Below are 19,867 nucleotides of genomic sequence, written 5' to 3'. Positions count from 1 at the left end.
TCCTTCCCTATGTCCTACTTCTCCGAACATGCTACTGTGCTGCTTTGCATGGTTGTGTATCTAATCCTACTGATTACGTTTGGCTGGTATCTGCAACGACAGGCTAGTAAAACTGTCGGCGAATATTACGTGGCTAACCGACGGATACCCGGCTGGGTAGTTTCGCTGGCCTTCTTTTCTACGTTTGTCAGCACGAATACCTACATCGGGCAAGCGGGCGAGTCGTTTCGGTATGGGTTATCCTGGACGTGGGTGGGCGTATTCTGGGCTGTTTTCTGCATCATTTCCTGGCAGATTTTGGGGCCCCGAATGCGTAATCAGAGTATCCGGCTCAAGTCGTTTACCGTGCCCGATTATTTCCAGTTGCGCTACCAGAGCCAGCTTTCGCGGAGTATTCGGGTCTTGTCGGCCGTGATTATTCTGTTTGCCACGGTCTGGTACATGACCGGCATTGCCAAAGGATGCGCCCATTTGCTTCACACACTTTTAGACATCCCTTATGCCTACGGAGCGGCATTTATGCTCTTCTTCACCTGCTTTTACACCATTGCGGGCGGCATGTACGGCATCATGTGGACCGACGCGGTTCAGGGTATTCTGATGTTTATCGTTGCGATTGTGATGATCTCCCTCCCCTTCGTGTATGTGGGTGGATACGACGTCCTGATGGCCAAAATCGCGTTGGTCGACCATGTTTCTAAAAAGGGGACGCCTATTGGTAACGGCCTGGTTACGTTCGGTCAACTGACATCGTTTACCTATATCGTCGGCATTGGCCTGTCGATAGGAATGAAACAGATCTCCGAACCCAAACTACTGATTCGTTTCTATACGGTCAAAGACAAAGCGGGCATGAAATTCGCCATGACCTGGACACCCATTTTCATGGGGGTTTCGCTGGTGTGCGTAATGGGATTGGGTGCACTGGTACACGGGATGGTAACCACCGAAGAAGCCGCGCAACTCATCAATAACACCGACGAAGTGGTGGGCTTCATGCTTAAAAAATTCAATAATCCACTTATCAGCGGCATCTGTCTGATGGGACTTTTTGCTGCGGGCATGGCCGCACTGGCGTCAGTAACGCTAGTGGTTGGGACTACACTCGTTAAAGACATGTGGAATGTCTGGAAACCCATGCCAACCGAACGGATCATTCCTCGAACGAAGGTTGTGATGCTGCTCTATTGCGTTATCGTCTACTATTTCACGATTTTTCCACCTGCCGATGTTGTCGAACTGTCGGCCTTTGCCGGCTCGGTTTACGTCGCCAGTTTCTTCCCGACCATCTTCGGGGGATTGTATTTTCGCTGGGGCACTGATCTGGGCGCGATAGCCTCTATGGTAGCGGGCATCGTCGTCAATATCATTTGGCGATTCGGTGTCCGAACCCGTTACGAAAGCCTTGGTGATATTCATGAGGTTTTCCCAGCTTTTATCGCTTCATTTATCGCCTATGTGCTGGTGAGTAAGCTCACCGCTCAACGCAAACCTAGCCCCGATCATCTAACCACGGTTTTCGGTACTGAGCCGACAGTTGACTATGTAAAGGGGTAGTTGATTGAGCTGGCATTTCATTCTCGCCGGGTTAAAACCCGGCGCAACACACAAAATGAATGAACTGCGCCGGGTTTTAACCCGGCGAGAATGAAAAATAAAAAGAGGTATTTCTTCAATTAACGGCGCATTGATTTTTACCATATTGTTAGCATCGGCCCGTGTCCATAACATGTTATGGACACGGGCTATTTTTCGTACAAAATAGCCTGTTCGTACCCGAATCCGGTATATCAAAAAGAGGCTACTAAACTCATAATCACCGTTTTCTTGTATGAAAAATAAATCCCTTTCCTTTGCCATGCTCATGGTGGGCTTGTCGCTCGGAACAGCCTGGGCCATTCGCGGGCAATTTGGCCATGAATACGGTGCTGCCTGGGCGGGTGCCATTGGTTCACTGAGCGTTTTGCTTGTCGCCAAACGCACCGATTGGTACGCCAAGGTGTTTGCGGTCACCCTGGCTGGCGCTATTGGCTGGGGCCTGGGTGGACTGGCAAGCTATGGCATTGTGGTAGGGTATGGTCGAGATACCGAATTTATTAATGTGTTCTACGGGCTGACGATGCTGTTTGTCATCGGAGGATTGTATGGTTTTCTGGGTGGGGGGTTATTTGGGTTAGCCCTAACCGACTCGGCGAACAAACCCGTGACGTGGTCTCAAGTAATCGTTGAAATGGTTGTCGGCGCAGTGGTGTTTTACTTTTTCATCATTGAAGAATTCGACTGGCGCATGACCCCACCCCGTTCCGAAACGTGGGCAGCCTGCTTCGGAGGGGCAGTGGCACTGACCTGGTATCTGGTACGTCAACGATCCTATTCAGCTTTGCGCGTAGCCGTATTTGCCGGTTTAGGCGGGGGTTTTGGTTTTGCTTTCGGTAATTTTCTCCAGGTTCTTGGTCATCTGACCGAAATCAAATTCAATTTCTGGAACGTTATGGAATATTCGCTGGGCTTTTTCGGTGGCCTGGGTATGGCGTACGGAACCCTTACCTCCGAATGGGAACCGAACGAACCGACACAGCCAAAAATACAGGTCTGGTTTCCTTTGTTGATGGTGATGCTGGTGATCCCTTACGTCGTGTGGCAACAATCATTTGATTTAGAACGCCTTCAGGGGATTTTCAGCAAAATCGAAGTAGCCCCGGAAAGTCCCATTCTTTGGGGTGTTCAATTGGTATCGATTGGCATGGTGCTCTCCATGACGGTCTGGTGTTGGTTCCATTTTTATCAGAATAGATCTAGTCCGGTCTCTTACTCACAAAATGATGTTTTTGCCCTCTTTCTTGGCCATTGGGGTCTGTACATCCTATTCAGTTTGTTGATTACGGGTGCCTTTATGAGCGGCTATCGAATTGAGCAATACCTATACATCGCCAACTGGCTAGTAGTCGCCTTTTTGATCGGTAAAACCCAATCCATCTTTACACCGAAGCCCCTTGCGCCTAAAAAATGGGCGATCAATTTTGGTGGACTACTGGCGTTTTTCGCCTTGCTTACGTTTCTCCTTATCCATTCGCACGGAGAGTTGAAGGGTTCACAAAAGCGATTCGGTGTGCCCTCTCCTACTGAAAGTTCGCAGTAGGGTGCTTACAAACCTATAAGGTCTTTGAGACCTTATAGGTTTAAACGGTGTGATCACTTCACCTCAAACTGATACGTTCCCGCCTGCAATTGTTGAGCAGCCGACGCCCCCGGCAGTTTGAGCGTAGCGGTCGAGTTGGGTGGAACAGTTACGGAATACGAGACGCCCTGCCCTACCCGTTTCCAGGACGACCGAATGGTACCGAACGGACTGTTGTGTGTAGCCTCAAAATGATCGAGACCTGCTACGAAATGGGGTTCCAGCAGTACGTTTTTGAATCCCGGATGCGCGGGATCAGGTTTAATACCACCAAGAGCTTTATAATACCAGGCGCCGATTTCGCCAAACATGATGTGATTCATCGAAATATCGCTTTTCGCGTCAATTGGCCAGTTTTCATAGAGCGTTGTAGCGCCATTGGCAATCCACCAACCCCAGGATGGAAACGTTTCCTGCGAAGCCACTTTATACGCCAGATCGGCATGACCGTTTTCGCTGAGGGCGTTCAGAATTGCTTTGGTCCCTAAAAGGCCAACATCGATGTGCGAATTGTCGGCTTCGACCCGTTTGGCGAGATTGGCCGCTACTTTGGCTTTCAGTTCATCCGGTACTATGCCCCACTGCAAAGGCACGCTCAGTTCGGTTTGCAAACCTGTTCCGTAACTTCCCGTCTCCTTATTCAGATATTTCGAATTGACCGCTTTTTTGATCTTCGTCGCCAATGCCGAATATAGATCCGCATCGCTTTGTTTGCCCAGCAGCTTCGCCGTCTTCGCCAGAATCGAAGCATCGGTGAAGTAGTAAATGGACGATGTAAACTCTACCGGCGATTTCGATTTCACGGGCACCCAATCACCTAACCCCCAGGATGTCAGGCCCGACGGACTTTGCTCGTTGATATGATCGACGTACCGTTTGATGTTGTCGTAGTTGTCGGCCAGTATCTTTTTGTCGCCGTAGAACAGGTAAATATTCCAGGGAATAATGGCGATGGTGCTTGTCCAGTCAGGGCCGTTGGCCCATTCGTAACCCCAACCACCGGTTGGGATGATGGCCGGAAGCACACCATTCGGCTGTTGTTCATCACGGTGATCGGCCAGCCATTTTTCGTAGATCGTGATGCCGTCAAAATTATACAGACCCGTTTCAATGGCAATTTGTCCATCGCCCGTCCAGCCGTTTTTCTCCCGTTGCGGGCAGTCCGTTGGGTAACCAAACAGATTAGACAAATACGAATTATTAGTAGCCCACCAGATTTTGTCCAGCGTTGGGTTGGCCGACTTCACCTGCCCCACAACCGGCACATCGCTATGCATGAAATAACCCGTCAGGTTTTCTTTAACTAAATTAATGGGGGTATTGCTGGTTACCTCTACATACTGAAAGCCTTTATAATTGAAGTGTGGTATAAACGTTTCTTCACCTTTGCCACTCAGGATAAAGATGTCAGTCTGGAACGGATCGCTGGTACCAACCGGGCGGTAGTGCGCATCTATATTCGACTGATCGACATGACCATCTTTATGCAATCGTTCAGCGTGTTTCAGGCGCAAGATTGTACCCGCCGAACCTTTCACCCGAAACTGACTCACTCCCGAAATGTTCCGGCCTAAGTCATAAACAAAGGTGGTGTCGTTGAGTTTGGTGATGCTTTTCGTCGGAATTGTCTCCACGTTTCGAATTGGATGGACGGCCTGTGTGACGATGTTCGTTGACGGAGCAGCCCGCATAATGGGTTCCTTCCATTTCGAATCATCAAAATTCGCCGTGTTCCAACCGGGTTGTTCCAGTCGGGCATCGTAATGTTCTGCCGTGTAGATACTGTTGAAAATGATCGGGCTCAGGGCCGTTTTCCAGTCTTTTCCTGAGGTAATTGTTTCGACAGAGCCATCCTCATACGTAACACGCAGATCCAGACAGAACGTAGGGCGTGCCCGCCAGGGAGCTTTGTCAAAAAACCAGACCGCTGTTGATTGGTGATTATACCAACCGTTTCCAAGCAAAATACCAATTGCATTTTTGCCGCTTTGCAGCTGGTTCGTCACATCGTAAGTAACGTACAGCGTCCGGCGGTCGAAACGGGTGTACATAGGATCGAGCCGGTGATTCCCGATTTTCTGCCCGTTTAGATACAACTCATACAAACCGCCAGCCGCAATGTAGGCTCGCGCCGATTTGATTTTCTTTTTCGCATCGAAGGCTTTCCGAAAATAGGGCGCCGGTTTCAGATCCACATCACTAATATCACTAATCCACGCCCCCTGCCAGTTTTTGCTATGCATCAAACCCGTTTCAAAACTCGCCACCGACGAAGCCGACGGTTTGCCATCTTTATCCCAAACCTCCACCTTCCAGTAGTATTTGGTGAAGGGTTGTAGAGCTTTTCCTTCATAGGCAATAAGCTGACTATCTGACTGTAACTTGGCCGTTTGCCAGCTACTACCCTTACCCTGACTCACCGCCATCGAATCGGTACCAACGTATATTTGATGGGCTGTTTGCTTCGCTCCTTTCCGGGTATCGTCCAGCCGCCACATTAGTCGGGGAGCCGGAGCATCGATGCCCAATGGGTTAACTAAATGCTCGCATTGAAGGCCAACGGGTGTGCAGGGTGCTGCGAAGATTGGTAAGGATCGTAATAGAACAAGTAGTAAAGGTAGGATTCGGAGGAAAGGCCGTTGGGTCATGAGGTCTCTATTAATTCGCAGCAATTTCTGTATTTATCATCGAATAAGAATCCTATACTTTCCTGTATCGATAGCACGCGGATTCTTATGACTAGGTTATGATTAGACAAAGAATCCGTTTGACATTTCATCATAACTAATCCATCATATCATAAAAATCAGCGTTCTATCCTTTTCAGTGCGGAACGGGATAACTATAAAACTCCCGGCAGAAATCCTACCGGGGCTTTACGAACCAACCTTAACCTATTGTAAAAAGCTCTTTGTTTTTCGCTAAATCGATAAAAAGCCGAGCCACGGTTCTTACATGGCGTTTAAATAAACCGTGGCACGGCTTTTTATCGATTTTAGGGCAGGGCAAAGGCAACGTAACTATCGCCTTTACTAGTGCCTAATTTTGTTCCTCCACAAGCGACTACAACGTATTGTTTCCCATTCACGTCATAGGTGCTGGGCGTCGCAAAACCGGCTGCTGGCAGTTGTGTCTGCCAGAGTAACTGTCCGGTTTTCTTGTCGTAAGCCCGGAACATCCCATCTTTAGTGGCCGCAATAAATAACAGCCCACCCTTTGTAATCACCGGACCTCCGTAGTTCTCCGTTCCGGTTGGCAGAATTCCTTGCCGGGTTAGTTCAGTGAACTCGCCCAACGTTTTTTGCCAAACCTGCCGCCCTGTATTGAGATTGATAGCGGTTAATGTGCCCCAGGGTGGCTGAATAGCCGGAAACCCTTTACTGTCTAAAAATTTCGTGTACCCGTTGAAGCGGTACGGAACGTAAGTTCCCTGTTTAGCCGTCGGTCCGGGCGTTGTAGCAACGGTTTCCACTTTCTCATCGTTAAACAAAAAAGCCAGGAGTGCCTGCTTCTGCTCGGCTGTAATACCCGCGAAACCGGGCATCATTCCCTTCCCACTTGTAATCAGTTTGGCTACATACTCCCGATCGCGCCGTTGACCGATGTTTACCAACGATGGATAGCCACTTGATGGATTCCCTTTTCGATCAGTACCATGACAGGCGACACAATAACTCGTATACAGTCGATTACCGGGACTTAAATGCGCCAATGCGTCTGCTTTAGGGGTAGCACTAAGACTGAACATCCAGGCCATTTCATTGGCATTGACATACATAATACCCTCGGGATCAACGGCAGCACCACCCCATTCCGGGCCGCCATCGGCCCCTGGCAGCAGCAGCGTTGGCGTTTTACTCAGTGGTTGAAACTGGCCTTTTCCCGCCCGGCGATATTGAGCAGTCAACGAATCACGATTTGTAGCATAAGGACTTAACTCCGTTTCGGCAATGGTTTGCCGGGCAAAAGGCGCGGGTAAAGTCGGAACGGGTTGCGTTGGCCAGGCCGCTTCATCGGGCAAAGGCGATTTAGGAACAGGCACCTCCCTGATTGGAAAAAGCGGCCTACCGGTTACACGATCAAAAATAAAAACATGGGCACTCTTGGTTACCTGAGCTACTGCATCGATTACTTTACCATTCATTTGAAGGGTAATCAAATTTGGTGGAGCGGGTAAATCACGGTCCCAGATGTCATGATGAACCAGTTGGTAATGCCAGATACGCTTTCCGATTCGGGCATCCAGCGCTAGTAAACAATTGGCGAACAGATTTTGACCTTTGCGATTCCCGCCATAAAAATCAAACCCAGCCGAGCCCGTCGGCACGTAGAGAATCCCGCGTTTGCGATCAATTGCCATACCCGCCCAGTTATTAGCCGCGCCTACTTCGGTATTTTTATAGACCTCTTTGGGCCAGGTTTCATAGCCGTACTCACCCGGATGAGGAATCGTGTGAAATACCCACGCCAGTTTGCCCGTTCGCACATTAAAGGCCTGAATAGAACCAGGGGCACCATCCGCTCCTTCCGAAACACGTAAAGGCATGAACAGTAAATCCTCGAAGAGTGTACCCGGCGTGTTCGAAATAACAAATTTGTCTTTGGCCGACTCCCCTAACCCGGCTTTGAGGCTAACCCGACCGTTCTCTCCAAAGCTGGAGATCGGTTGCCCGGTTTGCGCATTGATCGCGTAAAGCCAGGAGCCGTACGCATACAGGATACGCGCTGGCTCGTTATCATCCGCTCTAGTACTTTTCCAATACGTAACGCCCCGATTCGTGTTGAACGTTTTGGTACCTGGCTCTACGTAGCGCCACTTCTGCTGACCCGTAGCGGCATCGAGCGCAAAAATCTGATTCGATGCCGTCACTCCGTAGAGTGTGCCATCAACAATAATCGGGTTACACTGTATCTGGCCTGAGTCGCGGGAGTGGTATTCCCAGGCTACTGTAAGTTGGCTAACATTACCTGTGTTGATCTGAGTTAATGTTGAATAATGATTGCGATCTGGCCCGCCTAAATACTCGGACCATTCGGTACTCGAATCAGATTTCCGATCTGTATACGTCAGTTGAGCAGCCATTAAGATAACGGCTGACAGGAAAAGAAGAGGAAGAATAGTACGTTTCATTAGGTCTGACGTTTTTTTGTGGTGTCGGTTTTGAGAAACCGACACCACAAAAAAACTCTCGATTAATAGCCCGGATTCTGTTTTAGTGTTGGCTGGCCACCTACAAAACTCTGCGTGATGGCATAGTCTGGAATGGGCTGATATTCGCTCTTGTTCTTCGTAAACTTAACCCCGCCACCTAGCGCCAGCGAACGACGCACGCTTTCTTTGGGTAAATACTCGGAGTTGATAACCTGATCGGCAATTCCCCAACGAACCAGATCGAAGAAGCGGTGACCTTCCATCCCTAATTCGATTCTCCGTTCAAAACGAACGGCCTGACGGGCAACTGCCTGACTCGCCCAGGCGGTTGTATAGGGATTAACCACATACTTGGCGGCATTGGCAGTTCCGTCTATTGTTTTGATAGGTGAAGCCGCAGCTCTGGCCCGAACCCGATTGACGTATTCACGCGCTTTATCCAAACTACCGACTTCTACTTCGCATTCAGCCGCCATCAACAGCACATCGGCAAAACGCATCAGGTCATAATTCAGCGCACTGGCAATGCCAAAACTGGCACGAACCACTTGCCCCGAACTATACTCGGTCGATGAAAAAACATGCTTCTTACCCGTAAATGGACCTCCATTCGTGATCGACTCGCCCGGAGGAGCCGTAAAGGCTAACCCACTCATCAGGCCCCAATCCAGATACGGTATGCCCCGGCGACCTACTGTGTGATCTAAGCGCGGGTCCAGATTGCCAGCATAAGGTGTAAACGGGCTGGCATCTGGCACCGTTTCATTCGATGTAACATCCACATCGTTATAGGTATCGAGCAGGGGCAGACCATTTTCGTCGGTGCGGAACGCATTGACCAGATTTTGAGAAGGTCGATAAAACCAGGAGTTTGTACCCCCTGCAATACCGTTGGGATAACACAGAATCGCTTCCCGAAATCCGTTCGTATTGTCGCTGGCACCATCGCCAATGGCACTTTGCACTTCCAGCATCGCTTCCTTACTATTCTGCGTTGCGATACGGAAATTCTCCCCAAAGCTCGTGGTTAAGTCCAGTTTTATCCCCTGACTGGTTTTGCCCTGGCCGATAATAACGTCAAAGAGCGCTTTGGCCTCGGCGAATTTATTTTGATACAAATAGGCTTTTGCCAGATAAGCCCCGGCAGTCCATTTATTGACCCGGCCTTTACCCGTTTTCACTTCGTCCAGATTATCGTAAGCGAATTTGAAGTCTGTTTCCAGCTGGGGCCAGATATTGAGGTAATTGCCACTCGCATCTGTATTGGGGATTTTATAGTCGGTGGCTTTCTCATCCACAAACGGAATGTTGCCAAAGATTTTCTTTCCCTCAAAATGGTGGAAGGCCCGCAGAAAACGAGCTTCGGCAGCTACCTGTTTTTTCAAGGCATCGGTTAAGGCCGGATCGGTTGTTTTGGCCAACTCCTGCAACACGATATTGGCACGCCCAATGCCATCGAAAATGCCATTCCAGCGGGCGAGTAACTGCGAATTTGTGGTGGGCGTGGCATACTGCATCACCTGGTTAATTTCGCTTTGATCGGTGAAGTTGGTACCTCCCTTGTACGCATCGCCCCCCGCGATACTCCCCCATATCCAGTTATAGGTGCCACTGAGGCCCAGAAAATTGGCCGATAAATTCCCATCCAGCGTAGCATAGGCATCGATCAAAAACCCATCGATACCCTTTTTACTAAGTAAATCGCTTTCTTTATAAACACCCTGGGGTGCCAGGTCAAGAAATTGTTGCTTACAGGCCGAAAGCGTAACCGCCGAAAGCAGCAAGGTAAATGCAGTATGTTTTAGGATTGGTTTCATAGCAGAAAAGCGGGGTTAGAAGGATACATTTAAACCCAGTAAGAACTGGCGTGGATTGGGGTAACCTGAGTAATCGACGCCCAGATTCTGGTCGCTGCTGGCTGTTTGTTCAACCGATGCCCCCGATACTAAGCCTAAATCGGGGTCGGCTCCGCTGTATTTCGTAATGGTGAAGAAATTCTGTGCCTGCGCATAAACCCGCAGGTTGCTCATTTTAATTGTTTTCAGCCACGCCTTGGGAAAGCTATAGCCCAGCTGAATGGTTTTGCCCCGCAGATAAGACCCATTTTCCACGTAAAACGAACTCGAATTGCCCGTCACAAAAGCCGTATAGCCATTGGCGGCACCTACGCCCAATTGAGGTGTTTTAGCAGTAGCCGCCGTTTCGGGAGTCCAGGCGTCGTATAATTTACCGGAAGCAACAGAGCCGCCTAACACGCCCATGTAGGTAAAGTACTTGGTGTAGTTATAGAGTTGATTCCCCTGATTCCAGAATACAAAGCTGCTGAGATCGAAGCCCTTCCAGCGGAAACCAAGGTTCAATCCCATCTGAAACTTAGGATGGGGTGACCCCAGTACGGTTCGGTCGGCAGTGGTGATGTTACCATCGCCGTTGATATCTTTATATTTCCAGGACCCAACCACACCGGCTGCCCCGTTGATTTTAGGCCCCGCATCAACCTCCGCCTGATTGTTGTAAAATCCATCGATTTGATACCCATAAAAGGACGAAACGGCCTGTCCCTGCGTCGTAATCAGGGCATTGGTTATCCGACTGGCCGCTACCAGTTGCGCCGTGTTTTCGTTGTTTAGCTTGGTCAGCTGGTTTTTGTAGTGGGTAAAGGTCAGAGTTGCATCGTATTTCAAATCGGAGGTGATCTGGCCCTGATTCGTGATTTGCAGGTCAATGCCTGTATTCCGCATCGTTCCCAGATTGACCAATGGTTTGGTCACCAACAGTTCAAGTCCATTGCGTAGGCTGGGAACCAACAAATCGCGTGTGTTTTTGGTGTACACATCGACGGCTACACTCCATTTTCCTTGCAGAATGCTGGCGTCCAGACCAATATTAGTCGTTTCGGTAGTTTCCCATTTGGTTTGTAGATTCCCTTGAGAACTAGCGCCATAGCCCTGCGTTGAGCCAACATTAACCCCGTTGATGTCGTAGTAATTACTACCCGGCGCAGCGCTGTACGTTGAGTACTGATTGAAGGCGGGCACATTAGAAATGCTGCCCATTTGCCCCCACCCTGCTCGTAATTTTAACTCATTAAGCCAGCTAAACGATTTCATGAACGCTTCGTCGGAAATACGCCAGCCGACGCCCAGCGACGGGAAATTGGCATAACGTACGTCAGGACCGAACAGCGATGAACCATCCCGGCGAAACGTAGCATTAAACAAATACTTGTCTTTCAGGATGTAATCGAGCCGACCGAAATAAGAAAAAAGCGAGTTGCTGAATAGCAGTGCATTCCGGTTAATATCGGCATCGTTGGCACTCACATCGCCCAACGACTGCGGCAAACCCGTATTAAGTGACAGGAAACTATTGGATTCAAAATCATAGTTGCTCTTGGCCCCAAACAAACCTCGCCCGGTATTTTTAATCGCTTCGGTGCCCACCAAAACCTTTAGATCATGAATCTGCCCAATCTTTTTCTGGTACGTCAGCGTATTACTCCACGTCCAGCTCAGGTAATTATTTGAGGCTTCGGTCAACTGGGTTACTCGCCGGGACTGACTGGCTTCGTATTCTTTTAAAAAAGCGCGCTGAAGTGTTCCGTTGCGGGCATCAATACCGATGGATGTTCGTAGCGCCAGGTCTTTGCTGATGTTCACCTGCGCAAAAACATTCCCGAACGCCCGCAGATTTTGATTAACCCAGTCTTTCCGCCGTTCCAGATACGATACTGGATTATACCCTACCCCGGCAGTGCCGCCCACCAGAGAGCCGCCGTAGCCCCCTTTAATGTCGTAAACGGGTATAAACGACGCACTCCGAAGAGCATACGCCCAGGCACTGGTTTCGCCAATTACGGTGGCATCACCCCACCGATTGTCGTACGATACCTGAAGATTTTCGCCTATCGTCAAAAAATCGGTGGCCTTAAAGCTTGAGTTAAGCCGCATCGAGTACCGATCATAACCCGTGTATTTGAAGGTGCCCTGCTGGTTAAAATAATTCAGGCCCAGCGAAAAAGTCGATTTGTCGTTGCCTCCGCTAGCGGTAAGCTGATGACTCTGAATAATGCCCTTTTGCGACATGGCATCGAACCAGTTGGTGCCCGGACTGGTCTGAAAAATCTGGTATGGATTGGTGTAGTCGGCAATGGTGTATAGATCAGGATTCGCGCGGGGATCACTCGCCGAAACGCCCCCTTTGAAGCTATTACTGACGATATAGCGCTCGGGAATGGCAAACGAACCATGCTGTCCGAAAATTGGGTCCACAAACGTGCTCGCGGTCGTTTTATCTAGGTACGTCAGTAACTCACTCGTGTTTAACAACTTAGGAATTCGGTTGAGCGGGGTCGACTGGATACCATAATACGTATCGTAGGTTAGCGTCGTTTTTCCCGTTTTACCACCTTTGGTTGTTATGATAATGACTCCATTGGCGGCTCTGGCTCCATAAATAGAGGCCGAAGAGGCATCTTTCAGTACCTGAATTGACTCTACATCCTGCGGATTAATGCGCGAGGCATCGGTTGTTGGAACACCATCGATTACATACAGTGGATTGTTGTTTCCATACGACGCAAACCCCCGAATACGAATGGATGCCGAGCTACCGGGATCGCCGGTGCTACTAACGGTAACCCCCGCTGCCCGCCCCTGTAACTGAGCAACCAGATTGGCCGATGGCGTAACATTCAGGTCGCTGGCTTTCACGACGGATACGGCCCCGATGATGTCTTTTTTCTGCTGGGAGGTATAACCCGTTACCACAACTTCGGTAAGTTGGTTATTACTCGCTTCCAGCTGAACATTGATTTCTGACCGATTGCCCACCGTAACGTCTTTCGCGTTATAACCGACGAAGCTGAACGTTAAAATGGTGTTCGCATCAGGAACCCCAATTCGGTATACACCCTGCGCATCGGTTGTTGTACCACGGGTAGTTCCTTTAATCACCACCGTAACGCCCGGCAATACTTCACCCGTCTCGCCTTTGACTATACCAGAAATTGGTTGCTCTGCCACAACGGGTACAGTTGCAGCGGGTGTTCCAACATCGCCAACATCATCGGAAGTTGGACCTCGCACAATGGCGATCTGGCTGCCCGTAACCACATACCGAAGTTGTAAGGGTTTCAGCAGCCGTTCAAGCACATCGGCTAGTTTTTCTTCGGTGGCCGATAAGGATATCTTCCGGTCGATCTGAACAATCTGACGGCTGTAAACAAATTTGACATGCGCCGTTTTTTCCAACGTCAGCAACGCCTGTCGAATAGTGTGATTATCCAGTCGCACACTTACCCGCTGGTCGAGGAGTTCCTGCCCCTTAGCAGCCAACGCACCATTGACCAGCACAACCGTAAGTAACAATTGGAGTAGCGAGATTCGCATAAGTACCCGAATCGTTTCGTGGTTAATAAACTTGTACATAACTTGTGGTAGGTTTAGTTATTCCGGGCAAAGGAGTAGCTACACCGATCGGCGATGGCCCGAAACTGCCGCCTGATCGGTCAATTGTTCCCGCTATGTTCGCAGCATAGCGGGCTTTTTTTTTAGAAATTAATAATGTAAAATGGAGAATGAATAATGAGGATCGAGGCAGCTCGTTCGGCAAAATGGAGGCTGAATAACGGAGAATTTGGAGCGCCCGTTCGGCAAAACAGGAACCAGATTACATACTGATAGCCAAACACTTACCCATTATCCATTTTACATTATTCATTACCCATTATCCATTCACTTACGAGCAGCCCTTACTGCTGATGATGATTCGTGTATCGATCACCTCGTAGGAGGCACCAATAGACGCACACAGCAACTGGAGTTGATCGAATAAGGAAACACCTGCCAGCGATGCCGTGAGCGTACAATGCTGCAAGGCCGACGCATCATAGATGATTTCTACCCCATAGGCTTTTTTTAATCGCTCGAAAACAGTTGGGGCGGGTGTATCCTCAAAACTGAAGCTTTCCGAATTTTCTGATGACGGTATAAGGAGGGGTTTTGGTACGAGTTCTTTCTGGTAGCTGTTCTCGCTGGCATTGTAAACTACCTGCTGGTTGGCCGTTAATACGACGCCCGCTTTAGACACACTGAGCGATTTTCGGAACGAAATCCAATCCTTCTGATCCATGACCGATACTTTCCCGGAAATCACCGACACCATCATCCGGGCATCCCCTGGGCGAGCCTGAACCCGAAACTGGGTACCCAGTACACGCGTGACCAATGTGCCACTATAGACCAAAAAAGGCCGCTTTCCTTCATGAACAACTGAAAACAGCGCATCACCTTTCAAGTAAATTTCCCGCTTATCGGCGTCGAATGCTTTGGGATACGATGCCTGGCTATGCGGCATCAGCGTCATCTGGCTCCCATCCGGCAACGACAGACGAACCGGTTGTGAGGTGCCATTCACCTGGTTTACCCAGCGCTCACTCGAAGAGTTGTCCGGACTAAATGGTTGGTTTAGTTGGGCAACAGACGATCCTGACTTCTGGCTTGCCACAAACCACCAGCCTGCTCCCACAAACAAGGCCACTAAAGCCGCAGCCAGCCAGTGATACTGATGCAACGAAGACTTAAGAACCACCCAGCGCGACGGCGAGGCTACGTGGCGGGTTAGTTTAACAATCCGTTCCACTTCCAGAAGCTCCTGCTCTACGGATAGGGCATGCGGGCGATTCCGAAGTGCTTCGGCCATATCCTTAGCCAATAGCAATGTATCTCGTTGTTGCGGATTCTGTTGTTGCCATTCTTCCCAGAACTGGCGCGCTTCGGGCTGGTTGTGTTTTACCCAGGCCAGAAACCAGTTATCGGTAAGAAAGTCTTCGACGGTGTAGTGTTGATACGTTTTCATAGCGCGTACGAGCAATATCAGTTCGGTCGTTAATAGGCGTGTTGGCGGAAAGTCATACTCAGCGCAAAAGAATTATTTCGTAAACGTTTCGTTCAGCAGCCAGCTTCCAATCAACGATAGCAGCGATGGCCAGCTTTCCCGTAGTCGGGTTAATCCCCGATGCAACAGGTTTGCTACCGATTGTTTATTGACCGCCAGTACGTCGGCAATTTCATCGTTGGATAGTTCGGCGTAGAATTTAAGGTGGATAGCCTCCCGCTGGCGATCAGACAGTTGTGCTAATAATGCATTCAAACGTGCTGTCTGATACTCAGACAATTCGGTGCGAATCAAGGCTTGTTCGGCGGTAATTTCTTCCGAACTAACATCATCGAACACCATACTTTCCTCGCTCATCGTTGCCGAATGGCGCAGTACTTCCCGGTGGATTTTCCGACGTAACGATTTGTAGAGATAAGGCCGGATATAGGGCGTCTGGACAATCTTGTGCCGGTACGTCCATAAGTCCAGAAAAAGATCTTGCAGGCAATCTTTTAACAGATCAGAATCACGCGTAAAACGCCCGCCATAAAAGTGTAATTCCCGATAAAAATGCTGGACCAGCTCCTGAAAAGCATCTTGTTGCCCTTCTCTGAATTGTTGCCAGAGTAAGGTCTCATCGGTTTTCTCCCAGATGCTTTGTGGCTGATGGTTTATGTCGGGCTTCAGCATTGTCTCCTACGATTTACCAGCGATTGAACTAAGTAGCCTCACAAGTACGGATGCTTGTGGGCACGCTGATTAATAGGGGAGATAATTCAAATAATACTCAGTATTATACAAATTTATTTAAACGACTATTTTCTCTTGTGACTTTCACTTAAAGCCGTGCCACGGTTTGTTTGAGCTGCATTAGTAACCGTGGCACGGCTTTAAGTGAAAGTCACAAGAGAAAATAGTCGGTCGTTATCCTGCAAAGCTTCTACTGATCTAACCAGACTACTTTCTGTTGGGACGCATGCTCCTGCCCCAAAATATCTTTATACAACTGTGGTCGCCGAGCATTTCGGTAGCGATACCCGCCGGCCTGCTGTAGTTTTTCGGGTGTACAAGTTGCTATAACAACATCATCATTCAGGTTCCGGCATTCGGCCAGAATATCCCCAAACGGGTCAATAATCATTGAACAGCCGTTTTTGAGCTGATCATCGTCCATGCCAATTGGGTTGGCAAACACTACGTAAATGCCATTGTCGTAAGCGCGGGCGGGCAGCCATTTCATTAACCAGGAACGGCCTTTCATGCCATCAAACTCTAATCGTAAGGACGTCGGATCGTTCAGCCGATTATACCAAAGTGCCGGATCGACAAAGCCAGCGCCTGGTCGCGTCGAAGGCGTCAACATCGTCACATGAGGCATAAAAATAATGTCGGCTCCGAGTAGCGTAGTAGCCCTTACATTCTCGATGATATTGTTATCGTAGCAAATCAGAATGCCACATTTCCACCCCAGTAAATCAAATACCACATAGTGGTCGCCGGGCAACAGGTGCGGATTGATAAAGGGGTGAAGCTTACGATACTTGGCAATCAGTCCATTTTTATCGACACATACATAGGCCTTAAAGAGCTGATTCTGTTCATCTTTTTCAAACAATCCGGCCAACACCACAATATCATACTCACGAGCGATCTGGATCAGTGCCTGAACACTAGGTCCATCTGGAATTACTTCTGCCACCGATGTGAGTTGCTCTCTGGATAAATGACGAGCAAACGTATAGCCCGTAACCGAGCATTCATGAAAGGCGATCACCTGGGCTCCCTGCTGGGCAGCTTGAGCGGCTAAACGGCGAATTTGTGCCAGATTATAGGCTTTATCGCCACTAGCATTTTCGAACTGGGCGGTTGCAATACGAAGCGTTTCCATGCCGACTGTAAAGTTTGTTGGGCAAAAGTAGAGACTTTGGCAGGCCGTAAATTGTAAAAAACCGACAACCTGATTCGGTATTACGTCAGTGACCGATTGGCATCAGATTCACAGCTAATCGATTGGGATTTGCTTCGTACTGTTTGGGCGTCAGACCAACGAGTTGATTAAATTCCCGGATGAAATGAGCCTGATCGTAATAGCCAGCGCAATAGGTTAGCTCGGTTAAGTTTAGTGTGGGCTTTTGGCGATGAATTCTAAGACTGTTCTGTAAGCGAATAATGCGCGAAAACTGCTTGGGGCGCAGTCCGATTACCTGCTCAAAACGACGTTCCAGACTCCGTTCTGTTGTTCCCAAACCCTGGAGTATTTGCTGAATAGGCTGCATTCCATTGGTTTGGCAAATCTGCTGGACTGCTTGTTGAACAAAACGGGTTTCAGGCGTCAACGCTGATGGGCTAAGCTTACTCAGAAACTCTTCGATTTGCCTGATCCGTTCCAGTGGTTCTGAACAGTCTCGTTGTTTGGCTTGCTGTACATCGACCGATACTGGCGCCAACAAAGTATCCAGACTCAGTCGCGTATTTCGGGTTTCAATACCGGGTAGTCCCGAAAGGACGTGTAATCCCCAGGGTTGCAGAACAACAACGAGTAAACCAATAGTTTTACCGGCCTTCAGATCGTGGTACTGATTGGCCTGCCCATAAAAAAAGTTGTGGTATTGGTTGGGTACCGCAGCGAAATCATGCCCCTCGGTGAATGGATCTGCATACGAAAAAACCAGGCCTGGATTGCCATCGGGGAAGAATCGATACGTCTGCTCGTAAGACGACGTATTCTCTAAAATCAGGTAGTGCTTGACTAGATGAGCAAGTTTGGGCGATGGATTTACCTGCATAGCGCTACACGGTTGCTAGCTCTTTAGAAAATGGGCTAATGACGTTTACTTCTACAATAATCGTAAAAGGAACCTATTTAAACCGCTAACAATGATTTTGATTCGCTAGTTTTTTTGTCATTCCGACGCCAGGAGGAATCTCAACGTCGCTTATTAGTCAAGCTTAAAATTTTTGTTGAGCGTAGTCTCTGGACTACGCTCAACAGCGGGGCATATTCGAAACTCCGTTAGGAGTGACCTGTTAATAGAAAACAGTGGATTGTCCATAACCTCAAGCGCCGTAGGTGCGACCGCTAACTTGCTTAGGTCGCACCTACGGCGCTTAGGACTCTTAATAAGCAACAATAGCTATTGACAGGGCGCCCTTACAGGGCTGATAAGATTGAGCCCAATCACTCAATAAAATTACTGACTCACCCGACCAGCTTCGCGCACGTTGGCGCCTGTTCGTTTCTGAATATCATCGCCCAGGTCGGCACGAGCTTCTTCGGCTAGTTTTTCCAGTTTGGCAACGATCTCGGGATGTTGTTCCCGAACGTCGTAACGCTCACTTGGGTCACGTCGGAGGTCGAATAAACCCGTTGGAAATTCATGCGTCTCGGTGCTAGGGCCTGGCTTGCCATTCTGACCTGGAAGGAAACCTTCGTACGTACGACCGGGGTGAGCAAATACCAGCTTCCAATCGCCCTGCCGAACTGCCTCCAGGCTATTCTTGCGATAATAATAGTAAAAATGATCGCGGGGCGTTACCGTGTTGTCGCCCTTCAATAAGGCAACCCAATCAACGCCATCGATGTGCTGTTTGGGCAATCGGGCTCCGCAAATTTTGGCTACAGTTGGCAAAATATCCATTGTAGTCAGGAGCTTATTGCTCACTCGACCAGCCGGCACAACACCTGGCCATCGAACCAGGCAAGGCACCCGGTGGCCTCCTTCAAACGATGTTCCTTTCCCTTCCCGGAAACCACCTGCCGAACCAGCATGATCGCCGTAGTTCAGCCAAGGACCGTTGTCGCTGATGAAAATAACCAGCGTATTTTTATCCAATCCCTGTTGTTTCAACTCAGCCAGTACCTGCCCAACGGCGCCATCCAGTTCCGTCATCACATCGCCGAAAATTCCCCGCGCACTTTTCCCTTTAAACTTGGCCGAAGTCGCCAGCGGGACGTGTGGCAATGGGTGCGGTATGTACAGAAAGAACGGCTTGCTTTTATGTTTCCGAATAAAGGCCAGCGCATGATCCGTAACGGTCGAGGTAATCAGCCCCGCATCGTCCAGATCCTTGATTTCCTGCTTCGGTTCGTTTCCTTCGATCCAGTGCAGGGGCGGGTATTTGGCCTGCGCCTGAGCAGGGTGCAATGGCCACATATCATGCGAGTAAGGCACACCATAATACTCGTCGAAGCCTTGTTGCAGCGGCAGAAACTGTTTTTTATCGCCCAAATGCCATTTTCCGAAAATACCAGTGGCATAGCCCCGCTCTTTCAATAGCTCAGCCAGTGTCTCTTCATTCGGATTCAGACCGGTGGGTGAATTAGGGCCGAATGCCCCCGAAATACCTAACCGATTGGGATAACAACCCGTCAGCAGAGCTGCCCGCGATGCGCTACACACGGCCTGCGCGGCCAGAAAATTAGAGAAACGAGACCCTTCGGCGGCCATCCGATCCAGATTGGGGGTTGTGTAGTCCAAAGCTCCCGTCACCGATAAATCGCCGTAGCCCATATCGTCCATGAAAAACAGAACGACATTAGGAGGGGTTGGGGCTGGTTTTTCAACCCAGGCGCTAAGTAGCAAGCCAAGGCCAATCAGCGAGAAGACACTCAATACGAGACGGGATGAACGTTTTGGAATGAAAGTCATAGCGTTTTT

General features: G+C 49.3%; 11 protein-coding genes. 2 read left to right on the top strand and 9 right to left on the bottom strand.

Annotation, left to right across the window (positions count from 1 at the left end; translation table 11 throughout):
• Positions 1 to 9: 9 nt before the first annotated feature.
• Together H3H32_RS35340 and H3H32_RS35335 are read left to right on the top strand one after the other, a co-directional pair.
• The gene (locus H3H32_RS35340; protein WP_240543589.1) at positions 10 to 1,557 is read left to right on the top strand and encodes a sodium:solute symporter family protein; all 1,548 of its coding nucleotides are present in this window, start codon (positions 10 to 12) and stop codon (positions 1,555 to 1,557) included.
• A 274-nt stretch (positions 1,558 to 1,831) separates the two neighbouring features.
• Positions 1,832 to 3,139, top strand: a complete 1,308-nt coding sequence (locus H3H32_RS35335; protein ID WP_182460383.1) for a photosystem II biosynthesis protein — start codon at positions 1,832 to 1,834, stop codon at positions 3,137 to 3,139.
• A gap of 53 nt (positions 3,140 to 3,192) precedes the next feature.
• Here H3H32_RS35335 and H3H32_RS35330 read toward each other — a convergent pair whose 3' ends face one another.
• From H3H32_RS35330 to H3H32_RS35290, 9 genes are all read right to left on the bottom strand, one after another.
• Positions 3,193 to 5,826 (bottom strand): glycoside hydrolase family 78 protein, encoded by a 2,634-nt coding sequence (locus H3H32_RS35330; protein ID WP_182460382.1) that lies wholly within the window; start codon positions 5,824 to 5,826, stop codon positions 3,193 to 3,195.
• 347 nt (positions 5,827 to 6,173) lie between these two features.
• Positions 6,174 to 8,309, bottom strand: a complete 2,136-nt coding sequence (locus tag H3H32_RS35325; protein ID WP_182460381.1) for an outer membrane protein assembly factor BamB family protein — start codon at positions 8,307 to 8,309, stop codon at positions 6,174 to 6,176.
• A 62-nt stretch (positions 8,310 to 8,371) separates the two neighbouring features.
• Positions 8,372 to 10,147, bottom strand: coding sequence for a RagB/SusD family nutrient uptake outer membrane protein (locus H3H32_RS35320; protein ID WP_182460380.1), 1,776 nt, complete (start codon positions 10,145 to 10,147; stop codon positions 8,372 to 8,374).
• 15 nt (positions 10,148 to 10,162) lie between these two features.
• The gene (locus tag H3H32_RS35315; protein ID WP_182460379.1) at positions 10,163 to 13,759 is read right to left on the bottom strand and encodes a TonB-dependent receptor; all 3,597 of its coding nucleotides are present in this window, start codon (positions 13,757 to 13,759) and stop codon (positions 10,163 to 10,165) included.
• Between the two features lie 310 nt (positions 13,760 to 14,069).
• On the bottom strand, positions 14,070 to 15,188 hold the full coding sequence (locus tag H3H32_RS35310; protein ID WP_182460378.1) for a FecR family protein: 1,119 nt from the start codon (positions 15,186 to 15,188) through the stop codon (positions 14,070 to 14,072).
• A gap of 72 nt (positions 15,189 to 15,260) precedes the next feature.
• Complete coding sequence (locus tag H3H32_RS35305; RefSeq protein ID WP_182460377.1) at positions 15,261 to 15,899, bottom strand: RNA polymerase sigma factor; 639 nt, start codon at positions 15,897 to 15,899, stop codon at positions 15,261 to 15,263.
• 250 nt (positions 15,900 to 16,149) lie between these two features.
• A complete protein-coding gene (locus tag H3H32_RS35300) occupies positions 16,150 to 17,097 on the bottom strand; it encodes a nitrilase family protein (protein ID WP_182460376.1) in 948 nt (315 codons plus the stop codon).
• Positions 17,098 to 17,182: 85 nt separating this feature from the next.
• Positions 17,183 to 17,995: an AraC family transcriptional regulator gene (locus tag H3H32_RS35295; protein WP_182460375.1), complete on the bottom strand. Its 813-nt coding sequence runs from the start codon at positions 17,993 to 17,995 to the stop codon at positions 17,183 to 17,185.
• Positions 17,996 to 18,400: 405 nt separating this feature from the next.
• Positions 18,401 to 19,858, bottom strand: a complete 1,458-nt coding sequence (locus H3H32_RS35290; protein WP_182460374.1) for a sulfatase family protein — start codon at positions 19,856 to 19,858, stop codon at positions 18,401 to 18,403.
• Positions 19,859 to 19,867: the final 9 nt, after the last annotated feature.

Origin of the sequence: Spirosoma foliorum (assembly GCF_014117325.1) — a bacterium.
Lineage (GTDB): Bacteria > Bacteroidota > Bacteroidia > Cytophagales > Spirosomataceae > Spirosoma > Spirosoma foliorum.
Note: the sequence above shows the minus strand (reverse complement) of the source record. Positions and strands in the feature narration are given on the sequence as shown.